Raw genomic sequence first — 16,551 nt, forward strand, 5'->3', positions numbered from 1 at the left:
ATGGAAGTACACACCGGTAACCCGCGCTTGCGCGCCATAAAGCGCATCTTCCGCAAGAAGGTCAAGCTCATGCCGCCCGCGGTCGCGGAGGATTGGCTCGACAAGCTGCGAACCCTCTACCGGGACCTCGGGGGACTGGAGTTTCACCCCCTGCAGACGGACCCCGCCATCGTGCCCGGTACTGAGGTCGTCGACCAGGTGCAGGGCCCTAGCAAGGCCGACCCGGTCACCTTCCGCGGCAGCGGGGCAATGGACGCCTACCGTTACCTCACCGAAATCACGGAGCTGGGTTTCGACATTACCCGGGCCGAGCGGATGCTGGATTTCGGCTTCGGCACCGGGCGTGTGCTCGTGCACTTCCTGCCTTTCGACCTCGAGCGTTGCGGCTGTGATGTGAACCAGGTCTCCTACGACTGGACGCGGCAGACGCTCGGTGCCTATGCCGACCTGTCCCTGTCGCGGCTGGAGCCGCCGCTCGCTTACCCCGATAACTACTTCGACCTGATCATCGCCACCTCGGTGTTCACGCATATTCCCGTTGTGATGCAACCGGCCTGGATCGCCGAGTTCCGGCGCATTCTCAGGCCCGGAGGCTACGTCTCGGTCACCGTTCACGACCCGGGCAAGGTGCCGAAGCGATCGCAAGGGCGGGGTTGGCACGAAACGGGCAGGGCGCGCGGTATCCACATGCGCGCCCTGCTCACGGAAGACAAGCTCAAGGAACTCTGGGGCGCGTCGCTCGACTGCCTCGCCGTGCGCCGCTATCCCTCCTCGCAGGCCCGCGTGATCTCCCGAAAATCCGTCTGAGAACAGGCAGGCCTGCCGCACAGGACATCTGCCACCGCAGCCGCGGGCTTCCTGCTATGCTCGGTGCAGGCTGGCCCTGGGCAGCTGCCAGGATCGTGATGAAGAGGGGACGTGCACGTGATGGCTGGTAGTTAACAGCATTCTGATCCTGGTGTGTTCCTATCCGCCCGGCGCCTGTTCTGCTGCGCGGCGGTGTTCGGCCTTGCGCTGGCGCTGCCTGCGATAGCCGCGGACGGAAAACCCCTGACTCTTGAGAGAATCTTTGCGAGCGACAGCTTCAGCGCCCGGATGCCGACTGCCCTGAAGTGGCTGCCGACGGGCACGCGCTACGCCCACGTCGATGGCGGTGCTCGACTACATCCAGGGCGTCGATTACCTGGAATCGCTGCCGTGGATCGATGGCGAGCGCATCGGCTTCTGGGGCTGGAGTGGCGGCGGCTACCTCGCGGCGGCGCTCATGACCAAGGCCGCGCCGCTGTTCAAGGTCGCCGTGAGCGTGGCGCCGGTGATCGACCTGACCCGCTACCAGGCGGTGGGCGTGGAGCGCTGGATGGGCACGCCGGAGGAAAATCCCGACGGCTACGCCCGGGTGAACCTGGTCAACTACGCCGACCAGCTGGAAGGCAAGCTGCTGCTCATCCATGGCACCGGCGACGAGAACGTGAAGTTCGCCTTCACGCTGCAGTTTGCCGACGCGCTCATCAAGGCTGGCAGGCAGTTCGACACGCTGGTCTACGCGAACCAGCGCCACGGCATCGCGGACCATCGCCAGCATGTTTTCAGCACCATGACGCGCTACTTCCGAGAAAACCTCTAGCCCCCGGGTTGTTGCCGACGTCCGCGGGAGCGTGCTATACGAGTAACAGGGGTTTCTGGCGATGACAGTGAACATATTCCTTCCGGGCTTGGATGGTTTTCACCGCACACTGTTGCAATCGGTTCGCGGGGCGGAGGATTACGAATTCCACGGCCTCCTCAGCTATGATCAGGTCGTTCACCCCAGCCACTACCCCATTGCCGACATGCTGGCCGGTGCCCGGCGCCAGCTGGACGCGTTTCCGGGCAGTGTGGATGCGATCATCGGGCACTGGGACTTTCCCACACCGCCACTGATCGCCCAGCTCTGCGCGGAGTACGGGCTTCGCGGACCATCCCTTGCGAGCGTTCTCATCGCGGAGCACAAGTACTGGTGCCGACGGGTACAGGCCCGGACAATGCCGGAGTGCACGCCAGCCTTCGAGGCGGTGAACCCCGGCGATAACGCGGCAGCGGACCGCATCACGCTGGCTTATCCTTTCTGGCTGAAGCCGACGGTCGCGTTCTCCTCACAGCTTGCCTTTTTTATCGGCGACCGGGCACAGCTGGATCACGCCCTCGCGGCCATCCGCCGCGGCATCGGTCTGTTCGGCGAACCCTTCGAGGTGTTCTGCCAAGCCGCCTCCTTCCCGGCAGACGTGCCTGTCGAGCGCGACGCCTGGTGGTGTATCGCGGAGGCCGTCATCGGCGGTGAGCAGTGTACGGCTGAAGGTTATGTCTATCGAGGGGAAGCCGCCGTCTACGCGATCGTCGACTCCCATCGCGAGGGCGTTCACGGCTCCTGCTTTTCCCGTTATCAGCTACCGTCTTCACTGCCGGAGAGGGTTAAGGGCAGGATAAGCGACGCATCCGTTCGGCTGGTGCAGGCCCTCGGTCTGGACAACACGGCGTTCAACATCGAGTTTTTCTGGGACTCGCAGACAGACCGGCTCTGGCTGCTCGAGGTGAACGTGCGCCTGTCGAAGTCCCACTCCCCGCTTTTCCTCGACGTCATGGGGGCGTCCCAGCATGAGGTCGCCATTGACATCGCCCTGGGCAAGCGCCCCGCCTTTCCGCGCCGGGAGGGTCGCTGTCCTATGGCTGCCAAGTTCATGCTTCGCCGTCATCGCGACGCGATCGTTACCCGGGTGCCTACCCATGATGAACTGGCCGACCTGGAAGCGCGCTATCCGGGAGCCATGATCCAGCTCGCCGTGCACGAAGGCATGCGGCTGTCGGAGCTGCCCGGCCAGGACGCTTACAGCTACGAGGTCGCCGTGATCTTTCTCGGCGGTGAGGACGCCGCAGCGCTGGAAGCCAACTACGCGCGGTTGCTCAAGGAACTGCCGCTGGCTTTTGATGAAGAGGCGGCCGCTCCATGAAGACGCGGCGCACCTTCCCCCACGAGGTGCAACACGAGGAGTTGGTGTGGATACCCATGGCCGACGGCGCGCGCCTCGCCGCGCGTCTGTGGCGTCCAGCCACGGCGGAGCCCGTGCCGGCGATCTTCGAGTACATTCCCTACCGCCGCCGCGATAACACCCGGGCCCGCGATCAGGGCATGCACCCCTACTTCGCGGGGCATGGCTACGCCAGCCTGCGGGTGGACCTGCGCGGCAGCGGCGATTCTGACGGCGTGCTCGAGGACGAATACCTGCAGTGCGAACTGGACGACGGCGTGGCTGTGCTGCGCTGGCTGGCCGCGCAGCCCTGGTGCAACGGCCGCATCGGTATGATCGGCATTTCCTGGGGCGGCTTCAACGGACTCCAGATCGCAGCCATGGCGCCGCCGCAGCTGCGCTGCATCATCACTGTCTGCTCGACGGACGACCGCTACGCCGACGACGTGCATCACATGGGCGGCTGTCTCCTGGGTGACAACCTGTCCTGGGCCTCGACCATGTTCGCCTTCAACTCGCTGCCGCCGGACCCGGTCATGGTGGGGGCCCGCTGGCGCGAGCAGTGGATGGAGCGCCTCGAGCACAGTGGTCTCTGGCTGGAACAGTGGCTCCGGCATCAGCGCCGTGACGCCTATTGGCGGCATGGGTCGATCTGCGAAGACTGGTCCGCCGTGCGCTGTCCCGTCTTTGCGGTTTCCGGCTGGGCGGACGGCTACTCGAATGCGGTATTCCGGCTGCTGGAGCATCTGCAGGTGCCGCGGCTGGGTCTGGTCGGCCCCTGGAGCCACAAGTACCCGCACCTTGGCGTGCCGGGCCCCGCTATCGGCTTCCTGCAGGAGGCGGTCCGCTGGTGGGATTATTGGCTCGCAGAGAAGGAGAGCGGCATCATGGCCGAGCCCATGCTGCGGGCCTGGGTGCAGGACAGCGTCCCGCCGGGCAGTTATTACGCAGCGCGACCCGGACGCTGGGTGGGGGAGCCGTCCTGGCCCAGTGGCAATATCGAGGAGCGCGCCTTTACGCTGTCCTACCCGGGGCGGCTGGTTGCGGACGGCGCCCCGGTCGAGGACCAGTCCATGAGCATCGAGTCTCCGCTCAGCGTCGGTCTCTTCGCCGGAAAGTGGTGTTCCTACGCCGCGGCACCTGATCTGCCGCACGACCAGCGCGAGGAGGACGGGGGCTCCCTGGTGTTCGATACGTTGCCCCTGGAGACCGCTCTGGATGTGCTCGGCAATCCCTGGCTGGACCTGGAAGTCAGCGCCGATCGTCCGGTGGCCATGGTCGCCGTGCGGCTGTCGGACGTCGGCGTTGATGACAAAGCGACCCGCGTTACCTATGGGCTGCTGAACCTCACGCACCGCGACAGCTCGAGTGTTCCACAGCCGCTGGTGCCCGGGCAGTTCTACCGCGTGAGCATCAAGTTGAACGACTGCGGCCAGCGACTTCCCGCGGGCAACCGGCTGCGTATCGCCCTGTCCACTTCCTACTGGCCTCTGGCATGGCCGGCACCCGAGCCTGTGCGCCTGACACTGCGGGTCGCGGGCTGCCGGCTTCGCGTGCCGGTGCGTCGAGCGGCGCAGGCGGAAGACGGCCGCATCGGCTTCGGCCGCGCTGAGTCCGCTCCGCCGCTTGCCGTGGAAAACCGGGCGCCGGGGCGGCACTGCTGGCGCGTGCTTCGCGACCTGGGCACCGATGTGGCCACACTGGAGGTGATCAACGACGACGGTACCGTCTATCTTCCTGAGGTCGACCTGGAAATGCAGCGCAGCGCTGAGGAGCGGTACAGCTACCGCGGCTACGACTACGATTCGCTGCGCGGCGAGACCCTCTGGCGGCGCGGCTTTCGCCGCGGCGACTGGTCCGTGCACACGATCACCCGCACGGTTCTCGGCAGCGACCGTGACTGCTTTCACCTGCGCGCGGAGCTTGATGCCTACGAGGGCGAGGCACGGGTCTTCGCGAAAAACTGGAAGCTGTCGATTCCGCGCGATCTGGTTTGACAGTCCGGCGGCATGCTCGTTCCAAGCTTACTTCAGAGTCCCGGCAGAAACCGCCTGCGGCCGGTGAGAACGCCCACCCAGCGGGTATAATGGTGGCATGAGTGGGAACGCCGAACGCTTCGACTGCTGGATCCGCGGCACCTTTGCGGAACTCAACACTGAGCTCGAGGAACGCTACTTCGCGCAGCAAGACCGCGCGAGCGTCGCCGGGGTGGGCGAGGACCTGAAAGCCCGGCTGAAGGCCGAGGGCAATGAGCACATCGGCCGCCTGCTGGCGGAGGGCAACACGGACGAGGGTTTCGACGCGGGCTTCGACCTGCTCGGCAACGTCGGCCTGTTCATGGCGGCCTGCGCCCGCCACGGCGCCGCCGACCAGGCGGCGAAGGATGGCGGCCTGCCCGAGGCATCGGCCCTGGCCCTGCAGCTCGGCGCCAGCCTGGGCGTGACGCCGCGCTTCGCCACCAGTCACCTCACCACCCACAACCGGGCCGTGGAGGGACGCTACAAGAGTTTCACCACGCTGCGCGACGAGTACCTCTTCACCGACTACAACACCCGCGGCATCCTCGGCTACAAGGCGGCCGCGGACGCGCTGCTGCGCAGCCTGCCGCTCGGCGTTCGCCACCCGGTGACGGCGGACCTCCTGCGCATGGCGAAAACGGCCCTCGCCGGGGTGGTGGCGTCCAATGAGCGCCTGTTCGCCGAGCTCGACACGGACCGCTTCTTCTACTGCGTGCGCCCCTATTTCAAGCCGCACCGGGTCGGTCAGCACGTCTACCGCGGTGCCAACGCGGGCGACTTTGCCGGCATCAACGTCATCGACATGCTCCTCGGTCTCTGCCAGGCCGACCATGCCTACTATTCGCAGTTGCTGGTGGACAAGTTCCTCTACATGATGCCCGAGGATCAGGTCATTCTCCGTGACTGCATGCGCCGACGCAGCCTGATGGACGAGTTTCTCGCGCTCCCGGAGTCGGTGCGGCGGGCGCCACCCTGCCGGGAGAACCTCGCCCTGTTTCTCGAGGTCTGCGAGCTGCACGGGCAGACGGCGGCGCAGCACCACGACCAGCTTGTGGCGAAGTTCATCGAGCGTCCTGCGGAGCACCTCGGCGAGCAGCACCAGGACAACCTCACCGCCAGCGGCCCGCCGCTGCCGGTCCTCATGCGCGCGCTGGCGCGGCTGCGGGACCTGCGCCAGGCGGCGGATCGCGACGACATTCCCTCGCGCCACGCCGACATCCAGCGCCTGCGGGCGAGCCTGGCGTGATGGAAAACGCGGAGAACGGCGCGGTATTGCGAAGCCGCTTCGACCTCGGCCCCGGCACCTACCTGCTCAACCACTCCGTCGGCCGCCCGCCCGTGGACAGCCGGGAGGCCTTCGTGGCCGCTTTCTACGCGCCCTGGGCCGGCGGTGCCGGCGAGCCCTGGCCGGCCTGGCTGGCGGCGGTCGAGCGCTTCCGCGGCGCGATCGGTCGCCTGCTTGGCGCCCGCGGCGACGATATCTGTCCGCAGCCGGATGTCTCTACGGGCTTTGCCCGCCTTCTCCAGTGCCTCCCGGGGCTCACCGGCCGGCGCGAAGTGCTCCTCAGCGAGCGCGCCTTCCCGTCCCTTGGCTTCGTCGCCGAGTGCTCCCGCGCTCTCGGTCTTGTGCCGCGCTTCCTGCCGGCCGGCGTCGACGAGCGGGACCCGGCACAGTGGCGGGCGCAGCTCAACGCCGACACCGCGCTGGTGCTGGTCACCCAGGTGCAGTCGAACACGGGCGTGCAGGTTCCTGTGGCCGAGGTCTGCGCCGCCGCTCGCGAGCAGGGCGTGCTGTCGGTAGTGGATGCCGCGCAGGCCGCCGGCATCCTGCCCATCGACGTGGCGGCGCTTGAAGCGGACTTCCTGCTCGGTTCCTGCGTCAAGTGGCTCTGCGGTGGCCCCGGGGCCGGCTTCCTCTGGGTGGCCCCGGCCCTGGTGGAACGCTGTGAGCCGACGGCCGTCGGCTGGTTCTCTCACGCCGACCCCTTCGCCTTCGACATCCACGACTTCCGCTACCACCCCGGCGCGCTGCGCTTCTGGGGCGGCACGCCGTCCATCGCGCCCTACGCGATGGCCGCGCACAGCGTCGAGTGCCTGCTGGCGGTCGGTGTCCCGGCGATCCGGCGCCGCAACCTGGTCCTGGGGGACCGGCTCCGCGCCGGTGTCCCGGGCGAGTGCCGGGTGTCGCCGGCGGCGCCGGGCGAGCGCAGCGGGACCGTCATCCTCGATTTTGGGGCGGCGAATGACGCGGTGAGCAAGGCCTTTGCCGCTGCGGGGGTGCAGGTCGATCGCCGGGCCCCGGGCTTCCGGCTGTCACCCCACGTGTACAACGACGAGAGCGACATCGACACGGCGCTCGCGGCGTTGCGGGATGCCGGCGTCGCCTGACCCCGGCGGCTTGCCATGAACTACCTTGCCCACGCGCTTCTCGCCCAGCCCGATGCGGGCGCGCTCATCGGCAACCTTGCCGGTGATCACGTCAAGGGTCCCCTGGCGGGCCAGGCCCTTCACCCGCGGGTCGCCGCCGGCGTGCGCCGGCACCGGCGGGTCGACGCGCTGACCGACGCGCATCCGGCCTACCGGTCGGCGCTGCGGGTGTTCCCGGCCGGCGAGCGGCGCTATGCCGGGGTCGCCCTGGACATCGCCTTCGATTACTACCTTGCCCGGCACTGGTCGCGCTACGCGGAGGAGCCCCTCGAGGCTTTCCGGCAGCGGGTCTACCGGGTGCTGCGGACCCATGACCGCTGGCTGCCGCCGGCCTTCGCGCCGCTCGGCCGCGCCTGGGCGGACGCGGAATGGCTGCGCGCCTATGAGACGCGGTCGGGGATGGAGGCGGTACTGGCGCGGCTGGCCAGGCGGCGCCGGCGGGAGCTGCCCGTCGCCGCGCTGATAGTGACCCTGGCGCGGGAGGATGCCGCGCTCGAGGCCGCGTTCCAGGTGGTTTTCCCCGCCGTGCGCGCAGCGGTGGCGGGGTCGCCGGGCTCGCTAGAGGACCGGTAGCGTCACCGCCGGCAGCTGGCGCAGCGCCGGCCTGGCGAACAGGAAGCCCTGGAACCGGCGGATACCGAGCCCGTACAGGTAGCGCAGCTCTTCCTCCGTCTCGACGCCCTCGGCGATGATATCGATGGCGAGTGCCCGGCAGGTGGTGGCCACGCCCTGGCAGATCGCCTGCCGGGTCGGGCTGCTGTCGACATCGCGGATCAGTCCCATGTCGAGCTTGATCAGGTCGGGCTGGAACTCCGCGAGGCGCGACAGGCCTGCGTAACCCGCACCGAAATCGTCAATGGCGGTGGTGAAGCCGCACTCCCGGTAGTACTGGAAGATATGGCGGAGGTGGTCCGGGTCGCCGATGTCTTCCCCCTCGGTCACTTCGAAGATCACCCGCTCCTGGGGGAATCCGTATTCCCGGGTGGCGGCGAGGGTGGTGCGGATGCAGCTCTCGGGCTTGTAAATCGCATTGGGGAGGAAGTTGATGCTGAGCCGGCTCTCCATGCCGAGCTCGGCAGCGAGCTTTACTGCCTTCACACGGCAGCTCTGGTCGAAGCGGTAGCGGTTGCTGCTGTCCACCTGCGCCAGAACGCTTCGCGCTGGTTCGCCGCCGGGGCCGCGCACCAGGGCCTCGTGCGCAAAGGTCTCGCGGCGCTCGAGATCGACGATCGGCTGGAAGGCCATGGTGAAATCGAAGTCGAGGCTGGCCGCATTCTCGCACTCCCGGCAGGTGAGGTCCCGGAAGTCGTCGGGTTTGGCTCGGCTCATGTCCATTGCGGTACTGTTCTGTTCCTTCATGTCTGGGGTGGCGATGTTACCAGCAATGGCGCTCGCTGCCCCGGCGGGTTACTGGTAAAGGTTGGCTCGCCGTGAGGGTTCCGCCCCGGGCACGCCGCGCCATGGGCCGTCCTTCAGAGCGCCCAGGCCGCGGCGCCACGCCTGCTTCCGGGCCGCCAGGAGCGATAGTCCGACTGTTCGTCTGCCCGCGACAGCACCAGCTGCCAGAGCCGGGAGCGGCCGGCGCGGAAGGTGCCGGCGCAGCTCAGCAGGTAGTAGCGCCACATGCGGTAGAAGCGCTCGCCGTAGCGGGCCGCGAGTGCCGGCCAGACGGCGTCGAAGTTGCGCCACCAGGCGAGGAGGGTGCGGTCGTAGTCGGCACCGAACTCGTGCCAGTCGCGCAGCGCGAACTGCCCCTCCAGCGCTGCCGTCAGCTGGGCAGCGGAGGGCAGCTTGCCGTTGGGGAAGATATAGCGATCGATCCAGGGATCGCCGGCGGCGTGACTGTGGCTCGCCCCGATGCTCTGCACCAGCGCGAGGCCGTCCGGCGCGAGGACCTCGTCGACGACCCGGAAGAACGTCCCGTAGTTCTTCGGGCCCACGTGCTCGAGCATGCCCACTGAGACCACCTTGTCGAAGCGGCCCTGCAATTCCCGGTAATCGCGGAGGGCGATGTCCACGGGAAGCCCGGCGCAGCGCTCGCGCGCAAGGGCCTGCTGCTCCCGCGACACCGTGATGCCCAGCACCTCGACGCCGTGATGTCTCGCCGCGTGTTCCGCCAGTCCCCCCCAGCCGCAGCCGATATCGAGGAGCCGCTCCCCGGGCCCCAGCCGGAGCTTTGCGCAGATCATCGCCAGCTTGTCGTGCTGCGCGTCCGCCAGGGAGCCTGCCTGGCCCCAGTAGGCGCAGCTGTAGGAGAGGCTCGGATCGAGCATGGCCTCGAACACGTCGTTGCCGATGTCATAGTGCTTTCGTCCGACCTCGAAAGCCCGGCTACGGGACTGGCGGTTCAGGGCCAGGTTCAGGAGCCTGTTCCAGCCGATGCTGGTGAGGAGGCGTAGCCGCGGCAGGTGCCGCAGGCGGTCGTCGATGCGCGCGCGCAGGAGCCGGTTGAAAAGCTCGTCGAGCCGGCTGCAGTCCCAGAGGCCGTCCATGTAGGCTTCGCCGAAACCCAGCGAGCCGGACGCCAGAACGCGCCGGTAGACTTCGGGGTCGTGGACCTTAAGGTCCCAGGGCGCATCGCCATCGATGCGTACCCCGGATCCCTCCAGGAGCCCGGCGATGAGTCGGGGTGGCGGGTGTGCTGCATGCTCCCACTCACCTGCGCTGTCACGCGCGAGTGCCCGTGGCATGTGCCCCCCTTACCGTGGTGGTCTATCCGTTCACTGGTAAAGTGCGTCGCTATCCACTCCCCGAAGGGTAGCAGCCAGGGTTTTTTTTGCGTAGTGGCCTACCGGCCCCGGTGCCCGGAGGGCCTAGAGCGCCAGGTAGGCGCTTACCCGGTCCAGCTGCGCCTGCTGCTGTTTCAGTTCCTGCCGTGCCACCGAGTGCAGGTGCACCTCGTCCGGCCCGTCGGCGAGGCGAAGAACGCGGCCGGCGGTGTACAGGTCTGCCAGCGGCGTGTCGGGGCTCACCCCCATGGCACCCCAGGTCTGCATGGCCCGGTCGGCGACCCGCGAGAGCACGTTCGGCGCCACCACCTTGATCATGGCCACTTCCTTGCGCGCGCCCTGCGGCCCGCGGTCGTCGAGGAGGGCGGCGGTCTTCAGCACGAGCAGGCGTGCCTGTTCGATCTCCATGCGTGAATGCGCGATCCACCCGGCCACGGCACCGTGCTGGTGCAGGTAGCGGCCGAAGGTCTTGCGCTCCTGGCTGCGCGCGACCAGCAGCTCGAGGGCTACCTCGGCCATGCCGATGGCGCGCATGCAGTGGTGCACCCGCCCCGGGCCGAGGCGGGCCTGGGCGATGAGAAAACCGTCCCCCTCGCCGGCGATGAGGTTCTCCCGCGGTACCCGCACATTCCGGAACAGCACCTCCGAGTGACCCTCGGGGGAGACGTGGTTAAGCGTCGGGATGTTGCGGACGATCTCGACGCCGTCGGCATCGATGGGCACGATAACCATGGACTGCTGCCGGTACTTGTCGGCGTCCGGGTCCGTCTTGCCCATGACGATGAAGAAGGCGCAGTGGGGGTGGTGCGCATTGGTGATGAACCACTTGCGCCCGTTGATCAGGTAATGGTCGCCGTCGGCGCGGATGGCGCACTGGATGTTGCTGGCGTCCGAGGAGGAGGTATCCGGCTCGGTCATGGCGAAAGCCGAGCGGGTCTCGCCCGCCAGCAGCGGCGCCAGCCAGCGTGCTTTCTGCGCCTCCGTACCGAACAGGTGCAGCACTTCCATGTTGCCCGTGTCCGGCGCATTGCAGTTGAAGACCTCCGGGGCCCAGGGGACGCGTCCCATGATCTCCGCCAGCGGCGCGTATTCGAGGTTGCTCAGGCGGGTACCGGGTTCGCCGTCCTTCAGCGTCGGCAGGAAGAGATTCCACAGGCCCTCGTCGCGGGCGAGTGTTTTGAGGTCTTCCATGAAGGAGACGGGGTACTGGCCCGCAGCGACCTCGGCGCGCCAGGCGCCCAGCCTCGGCAGGATGTACTCGTCCATGAATTGCCAGAGCTGCTGGCGGAGCGCCTCGACGCGGCGGCTGTAGTTGAAATCCATGCTCGCTCTCCGGTGCTGGCAACGCCGCTCAGCATAACAGTTGCCGGGGACGCGCCCGAGCCCACCCCGGGGGTGAATGCCGGGCTAGGAAGTGCGTGCCACCCGGGGCCGGGCGACGGTCCGCCGGATATCCTGTGCCACGTAATAGAGCGTCGGTACCAGGAACAGCGTGACCGCCGTCGAGAAGAACACGCCGAAGGCCACGGAAGTGGCCATGGGCTTGACGAACTGTGCCTGGATAGAGGTCTCGAGCTGGATCGGCAGCAGGCCCAGGAAGGTGGTGAGGGAGGTGAGCATGACCGCACGGAAGCGGATCGGACCGGCCTCGAGGACGGCCTCTTTCCAGTCGTGGCCCTCATCGATGAAATGGTTGATGAAGTCCACCAGCACGAGGCTGTCGTTCACGACCACGCCGACCAGGCCGATGATGCCGATGGCGGAAAGGATGCTGACATCCATGCCGAGGATCAGGTGGCCCAGGAAGGCGCCGGTGACCCCGAAAGGAATCACGGACATGATCAGCAGCGGCTCCAGGTAGCTCTTCAGTGGTATCGCCAGCGCCGCGTAGATGAGCAGCAGCACCAGCAGGCCCCCGTAGAGCAGGGCCTGCGAGGTGTCGCGCTGCTCTTCCACCTCGCCGGCGACGCTGTAGTGCACAGACGGATGCCGGGCGAGGATGTCCGGCAGCATGTCGCGCTCGATCAGGTCCATGACCTCGGTCGTGGAAATCAGCGCCTTGTCGACATCGGCCTGTACGTCGACGACCCGCGACAGGTCGATACGGTTGATCACGCTGAGGCCGAACTGTTCCCGGGCGTGGCCAACGACGGAGAAAGGCGCCCGGTTGCCGTTGGGCAGGCTGATCCAGAGTTCCTGCAGTGTATCGAGGCGCGTGCGGTCTTCTTCCGGCAGGCGCACATAGACGCGCACCTCGTCGCGGCCGCGCTGCACCCGCTGTACCTCGGCGCCGAAGAAGGCCTGGCGGACCTGGCGGGCGAGCTCCACGTCCGTGAGGCCCAGGGCCTCGCCCTCGGGAGTGACGCGGATGTCCAGCTCGCGGCCGCCGGCGTTGAAGCTGTCGCGGATGTCGCGCACGCCATCCACCTGGGCCAGCTGCAGCTTGAGCTCGCTTGCCGCCTGGCGGAGCTGTTCCAGGTCGCGCCCCCGAAGCTGCACGTCGATCGGCGAGCCGCCCGGGCCCGCCGCGGCATCGAGGCGGAAGGAGCGCACGCCGTGCAGGGTGCCGAGCTCCTCGCGCAGCCAGCCGCCGAGTTCCACCGAGTCGATGTCGCGCTTCTCGCTGACGATGAGCTCGATGATCAGCCGCGCCGAGGTATCTGTCTCCGAGAGCAGGTGCAGCGTGCGGATGACATCGCGGCCCGCGGCGTCCTGGGCCTTGAAGCGCTCGTTCATGGCCCAGGCCGCGTCCTCGATACGTCGCGCGTAGTCGTGGGTCCGCTGCCAGGGTGTGCCCTGAGGCATGTCGAGGTTGATGTCGATGGCGTCCGAGGGCACGGAGGGGAAGAACACGACGCGCAGGATCCCCGACGGCACCAGCGCCAGGCAGACCATGAGGCCGGCGAGGAACAGGGCCAGGGTGGTGTAGCGGTAGTGCACGGCCTTCGCGAGCGTGCGCCGGTAGGGCCCGCGGGCGAAAGCGATCATGCCCCGGGAGACGCGCTGCTGCAGGCGCCGCACGGGGCCGAGGCGGTCGCCCGGTTGCGGCACGCGGATGTGGCGCAGGTGGGCGGGGAGCACAAGCTTGGTCTCGATGAGCGAGAAGACCACGCAGAAGATGACCACGTAGCCGAGCTGCGACAGGATCCGCGCGAAGCCCTCGGTGAGGAACAGGCTCGGCCCGAAGGCCACGGCGGTGGTGAGGGCGCCGAAGACCGTGGCGGTGGTCACCCGCTGCACCCCGCCGACAACGCTGTCGATGCCCCTGCCCTCCTTCTCGAGCGACGTGTAGGCACTCTCCGACGTCACGATGGCATCGTCCACGAGCAGGCCGAGCACGAGGATGAAACCGAAGACCGAGAGCACGTTGATGGACACGGGCAGGCCCAGGAAGCCGATGGTCGCCAGGCAGCCGAGTACGGCGAAGGGCAGACCGACGACGACCCAGAAGGCCAGGGCGAGGTCCAGGAACAGGGCGAGGGCGATGATGACCAGGATGGCGCCGGAGGCGGCGTTGCGCAGCATGAGCTCGATACGCCCGCGCAGGATGCGGCTCTGGTCGCCCCAGGCCTGCAGACCGATGCCCTCGGGCAGTTCCGCTTGCTTCTCCGCCACGTAGTCCTTCACCAGCGAGGTGATCTCGAGAACGTTCTGTGCGCCGACGCGGTCGATGTCGAAGGTGAGGGCGGGTTCGCCGTTCACGCGCGACAGTACCGGCTGCTCGGCGAAGCCGTCGCGTACCGTGGCAATGTCGCCGAGGCGGATGCGCGTGCCGTCGTCACGGCTGATGAGCGTAAGCTGCTCGAAGTCCCGGCCGCGGTAGGCCTGGGAGGTGGAGCGCAGGGTGATCGCGCCGGCGTCGGTGCGCAGGAGGCCGCCCGGCAGGTCCCGGGAGCGCTGCTGGATGGCATTCACCACGGCATCGAAGGTGAGGCCATAGCGGCGCATGCGCTCGTCCGACAGTTCGATGGATAGTTCGTAGTCGCGCTCGCCGAGCACGGCGATCTCGCTGATGTTGCCGAGGGCGAGGATCTCCTCGCGAATCTCTTCGGCCAGCTCCTTGAGCTGCCGTGGATCGATCTCGCCGAAGAGGCTCACGCGGATCGCCCCGGTGGCGGCCTCGATCTCCTCGACGATCGGCTTCTCGGCGTCGGCGGGGAAGGAGGAGATACCGTCGACGCGCACCTTGGCGAGATTCACGGCCCTGGCCATGTCACTTCCGGGTTCCATGCGTACGGTGACGACGCCCACACCCTCCCGCGCCTCGCTGCGGATCTCCTTGATGCCGACGATGTCGCGCACCGCCTCCTCGATGCGCAGGATGATGCCGCGCTCCACTTCCTCCGGGGAACTGCCCGGGTAGGGCACGGTGACCGTGAAGGTCTCCGTCGGGAAGGAGGGGAACACTTCCTTGTCGAGGGCCTGCATGGCATAGAGGCCGGCGACGACGACGATGAGCAGGAGCAGGTTGGCGGCAACGGGGTTGCGCGCCATCCACGCGACGGCGCCGCGCCGGCGGTCTGGCGGTGTGTATTCAGTCATCGAGGAGGGCGACCGCCATGCCGTCGAACATGAGCTCCAGGCGGGTGGTCACCACGCGCTCCCCGTCTGCGAGGCCGTCGGTCACCAGGGCGCGGCCATCGCTCAGGCGAGCCACGGTGACCGCGCGCCGCTCTAGGGCGCCGTCGGCGAAAAGAAAGACATCCCGGCCGTGGAGGGCATCCTGCGGGAGTTCCACGGCGCGCTCCACCGGCTGCCCCGGGATCTCCGCGCGGACGAACAGGCCGAAGGGCAGCGGTTGCGCGTGGCGGTTCCCGTCCAGCGGGTTCTCCACCTCCACCACGACCGGCACCACCCGGGTCTCGCTGTCGAGGCGCGCCTCGATGCGCAGCAGCTGGCCGGTCCAGCGTGTCTCGGGGCTGCCCCCCTCGGCATAGAGGTCCACCGGAGCCGGGTTCCTGCCATCGATGAAGGTGATGTCCCGGGGCGGCACCGGCAGGCGGATCTCCGCGCGGTCAGCGCCGAGAATGCGACCGACCGCCGTCCCCGTACTGATGAACTGCCCAAGCTCCACCCGCTGCTCGTCGATGACCGCGCGATAGGGTGCCGTGATTTCCGTATTGGCGAGGTCGCGCTCGGCGCGGGCGATGCGCGCCCGGGCCGCGGCGACCGTCGCTTCGGCCTCGTCGATGCGCGCGGACTGGCGCAGGGCCCTGGCGTCGGCGAGGGCCAGCTCGGCACTGGCCAGGGCCTGCCGCGCCTCGGCGAGGGCCAGCTCGTAGTCGGTGCGGTCGATGCGCAGCAGGGGCTCGCCGGCCTCGACAACGACGCCCGGTTCGAACTTCGGCGACTGCCACAGGATGCGCCCGGAGACCTGCGCCGCCAGTTCGAGCTCCCGCGAGGCGGTGACGTTGCCGTGGGCGACGACGGTGACGGGCACGGTGCCGAGGGCAACGGGCCGGACCGCCACCTGCGGCGGGGGTGTGGCGACGTTGCGCGCCTCCAGCTGGGGCCGGCTCTTGATCATGAAGACGGCCACGGCGGCCGCGGCAGCGAGGATGGCGAGGGGTCTCGCGAGGCCGAGAAGTCGTGACATCAGGGGTGGCGTTCCGTTGGCTGTGGCGGCGCTCTGCTAAGGGGCTGTACGCGGGCGACGCGCTTTCCCGTCGACCGCATCCCTTTACGCAGCGTGGCGCACTTTGGCTCTTGTGACTCTGCTGGGCGCCATTATGCCACGGTGCGGCAGGCCACCGGTGGCCCGAAGGACGGTGTGAGAAAACTCATGTGAAATAGTGCGATCTTTTTTTCTTAATCGGTGCTATGCTTGGGGCGTTTGAGCATTGCAGCACTATGTCCTCTGAGTTCGTCCCGGCCGTTCCCGGCCAGCGTCCGATTTGTCCATAAGGCCCCGCAAGACTTCAAGCACGACCGCCCCTCGTGGGCAACCCTTATTGGATAGAAAGGAAACGCATCATGGCAGCATCCACCGGCACGGTTAAGTGGTTCAACGAAACCAAGGGCTTCGGCTTCATCGAGCAGGATAACGGCCCGGACGTCTTTGCCCACTTCAGCGCCATCAACGGCAGCGGCTTCAAGACCCTCCTCGAGGGCCAGAAGGTCTCCTTCGACGTGACCCAGGGTCAGAAAGGCCCGCAGGCGTCGAACATCGAGGTGGTCGCCTGAGCCCGCTCAGCTGACGCAGAAAGGCCCGCGCAAGCGGGCCTTTTTTTTGTTCTCGCGTCATTCCCGGGGGGAGCGCGGGATACTTCTCTCAGTCGCTCCCCGATACACGCTTTGTGGGGGCATCCTCCAGCAGCCGCCCCTACCGCTCTGGAAGACATGCCGAGCCTGGAGTGCGGGAGGCGGCAGGGGGGA

At 67.8% G+C, this 16,551-nt stretch carries 13 protein-coding genes; 8 read left to right on the forward strand and 5 right to left on the reverse strand.

All coding sequences use genetic code 11. From position 1 onward, the window contains the following. The 7 genes from ACX93N_RS10845 (at position 1) to ACX93N_RS10875 (ending at position 8,020) form a co-directional block, all read left to right on the forward strand. On the forward strand, positions 1–807 hold the full coding sequence (locus tag ACX93N_RS10845; RefSeq protein WP_459428435.1) for a class I SAM-dependent methyltransferase: 807 nt from the start codon (positions 1–3) through the stop codon (positions 805–807). 340 nt (positions 808–1,147) lie between these two features. Continuing rightward, positions 1,148–1,624, forward strand: coding sequence for an alpha/beta hydrolase family protein (locus ACX93N_RS10850; RefSeq protein ID WP_459428436.1), 477 nt, complete (start codon positions 1,148–1,150; stop codon positions 1,622–1,624). Positions 1,625–1,736: 112 nt separating this feature from the next. Next, the gene (locus ACX93N_RS10855) at positions 1,737–2,984 is read left to right on the forward strand and encodes an ATP-grasp domain-containing protein (protein ID WP_459428437.1); all 1,248 of its coding nucleotides are present in this window, start codon (positions 1,737–1,739) and stop codon (positions 2,982–2,984) included. Beyond that, positions 2,981–4,999 (forward strand): CocE/NonD family hydrolase, encoded by a 2,019-nt coding sequence (locus tag ACX93N_RS10860; protein ID WP_459428438.1) that lies wholly within the window; start codon positions 2,981–2,983, stop codon positions 4,997–4,999. The genes ACX93N_RS10855 and ACX93N_RS10860 overlap by 4 nt, the downstream gene beginning before the upstream one ends. 97 nt (positions 5,000–5,096) lie before the next feature. Then, entirely contained in the window at positions 5,097–6,266 is a 1,170-nt protein-coding gene (locus ACX93N_RS10865) for a PrnB family protein (RefSeq protein WP_459428439.1), read from the forward strand. Beyond that, positions 6,266–7,408, forward strand: coding sequence for an aminotransferase class V-fold PLP-dependent enzyme (locus ACX93N_RS10870; RefSeq protein ID WP_459428447.1), 1,143 nt, complete (start codon positions 6,266–6,268; stop codon positions 7,406–7,408). The genes ACX93N_RS10865 and ACX93N_RS10870 overlap by 1 nt, the downstream gene beginning before the upstream one ends. Before the next feature lie 15 nt (positions 7,409–7,423). Then, entirely contained in the window at positions 7,424–8,020 is a 597-nt protein-coding gene (locus ACX93N_RS10875) for an acyl carrier protein phosphodiesterase (protein ID WP_459428440.1), read from the forward strand. Here ACX93N_RS10875 and ACX93N_RS10880 read toward each other — a convergent pair. The 5 genes from ACX93N_RS10880 to ACX93N_RS10900 form a co-directional block, all read right to left on the reverse strand. Then, positions 8,006–8,776: an EAL domain-containing protein gene (locus tag ACX93N_RS10880; protein ID WP_459428441.1), complete on the reverse strand. Its 771-nt coding sequence runs from the start codon at positions 8,774–8,776 to the stop codon at positions 8,006–8,008. The genes ACX93N_RS10875 and ACX93N_RS10880 overlap by 15 nt on opposite strands. 143 nt (positions 8,777–8,919) lie before the next feature. After that, positions 8,920–10,137 (reverse strand): cyclopropane fatty acyl phospholipid synthase, encoded by a 1,218-nt coding sequence (cfa, locus tag ACX93N_RS10885; RefSeq protein ID WP_459428442.1) that lies wholly within the window; start codon positions 10,135–10,137, stop codon positions 8,920–8,922. Between the two features lie 123 nt (positions 10,138–10,260). Beyond that, positions 10,261–11,499: an acyl-CoA dehydrogenase family protein gene (locus ACX93N_RS10890; protein ID WP_459428443.1), complete on the reverse strand. Its 1,239-nt coding sequence runs from the start codon at positions 11,497–11,499 to the stop codon at positions 10,261–10,263. Between the two features lie 84 nt (positions 11,500–11,583). Next, positions 11,584–14,718 carry an efflux RND transporter permease subunit gene (locus ACX93N_RS10895; protein ID WP_459428444.1) on the reverse strand — a complete coding sequence of 1,045 codons (3,135 nt, stop codon included), beginning with the start codon at positions 14,716–14,718 and terminating at the stop codon, positions 11,584–11,586. Next, positions 14,711–15,772 (reverse strand): efflux RND transporter periplasmic adaptor subunit, encoded by a 1,062-nt coding sequence (locus tag ACX93N_RS10900; RefSeq protein WP_459428445.1) that lies wholly within the window; start codon positions 15,770–15,772, stop codon positions 14,711–14,713. The genes ACX93N_RS10895 and ACX93N_RS10900 overlap by 8 nt, the downstream gene beginning before the upstream one ends. Positions 15,773–16,149: 377 nt before the next feature. Here ACX93N_RS10900 and ACX93N_RS10905 point away from each other — a divergent pair, with 377 nt between their 5' ends. Further along, the gene (locus ACX93N_RS10905) at positions 16,150–16,359 is read left to right on the forward strand and encodes a cold-shock protein (protein ID WP_459428446.1); all 210 of its coding nucleotides are present in this window, start codon (positions 16,150–16,152) and stop codon (positions 16,357–16,359) included. Positions 16,360–16,551: the final 192 nt, after the last annotated feature.

It is taken from the genome of Pseudohaliea sp. (genome assembly GCF_054552115.1).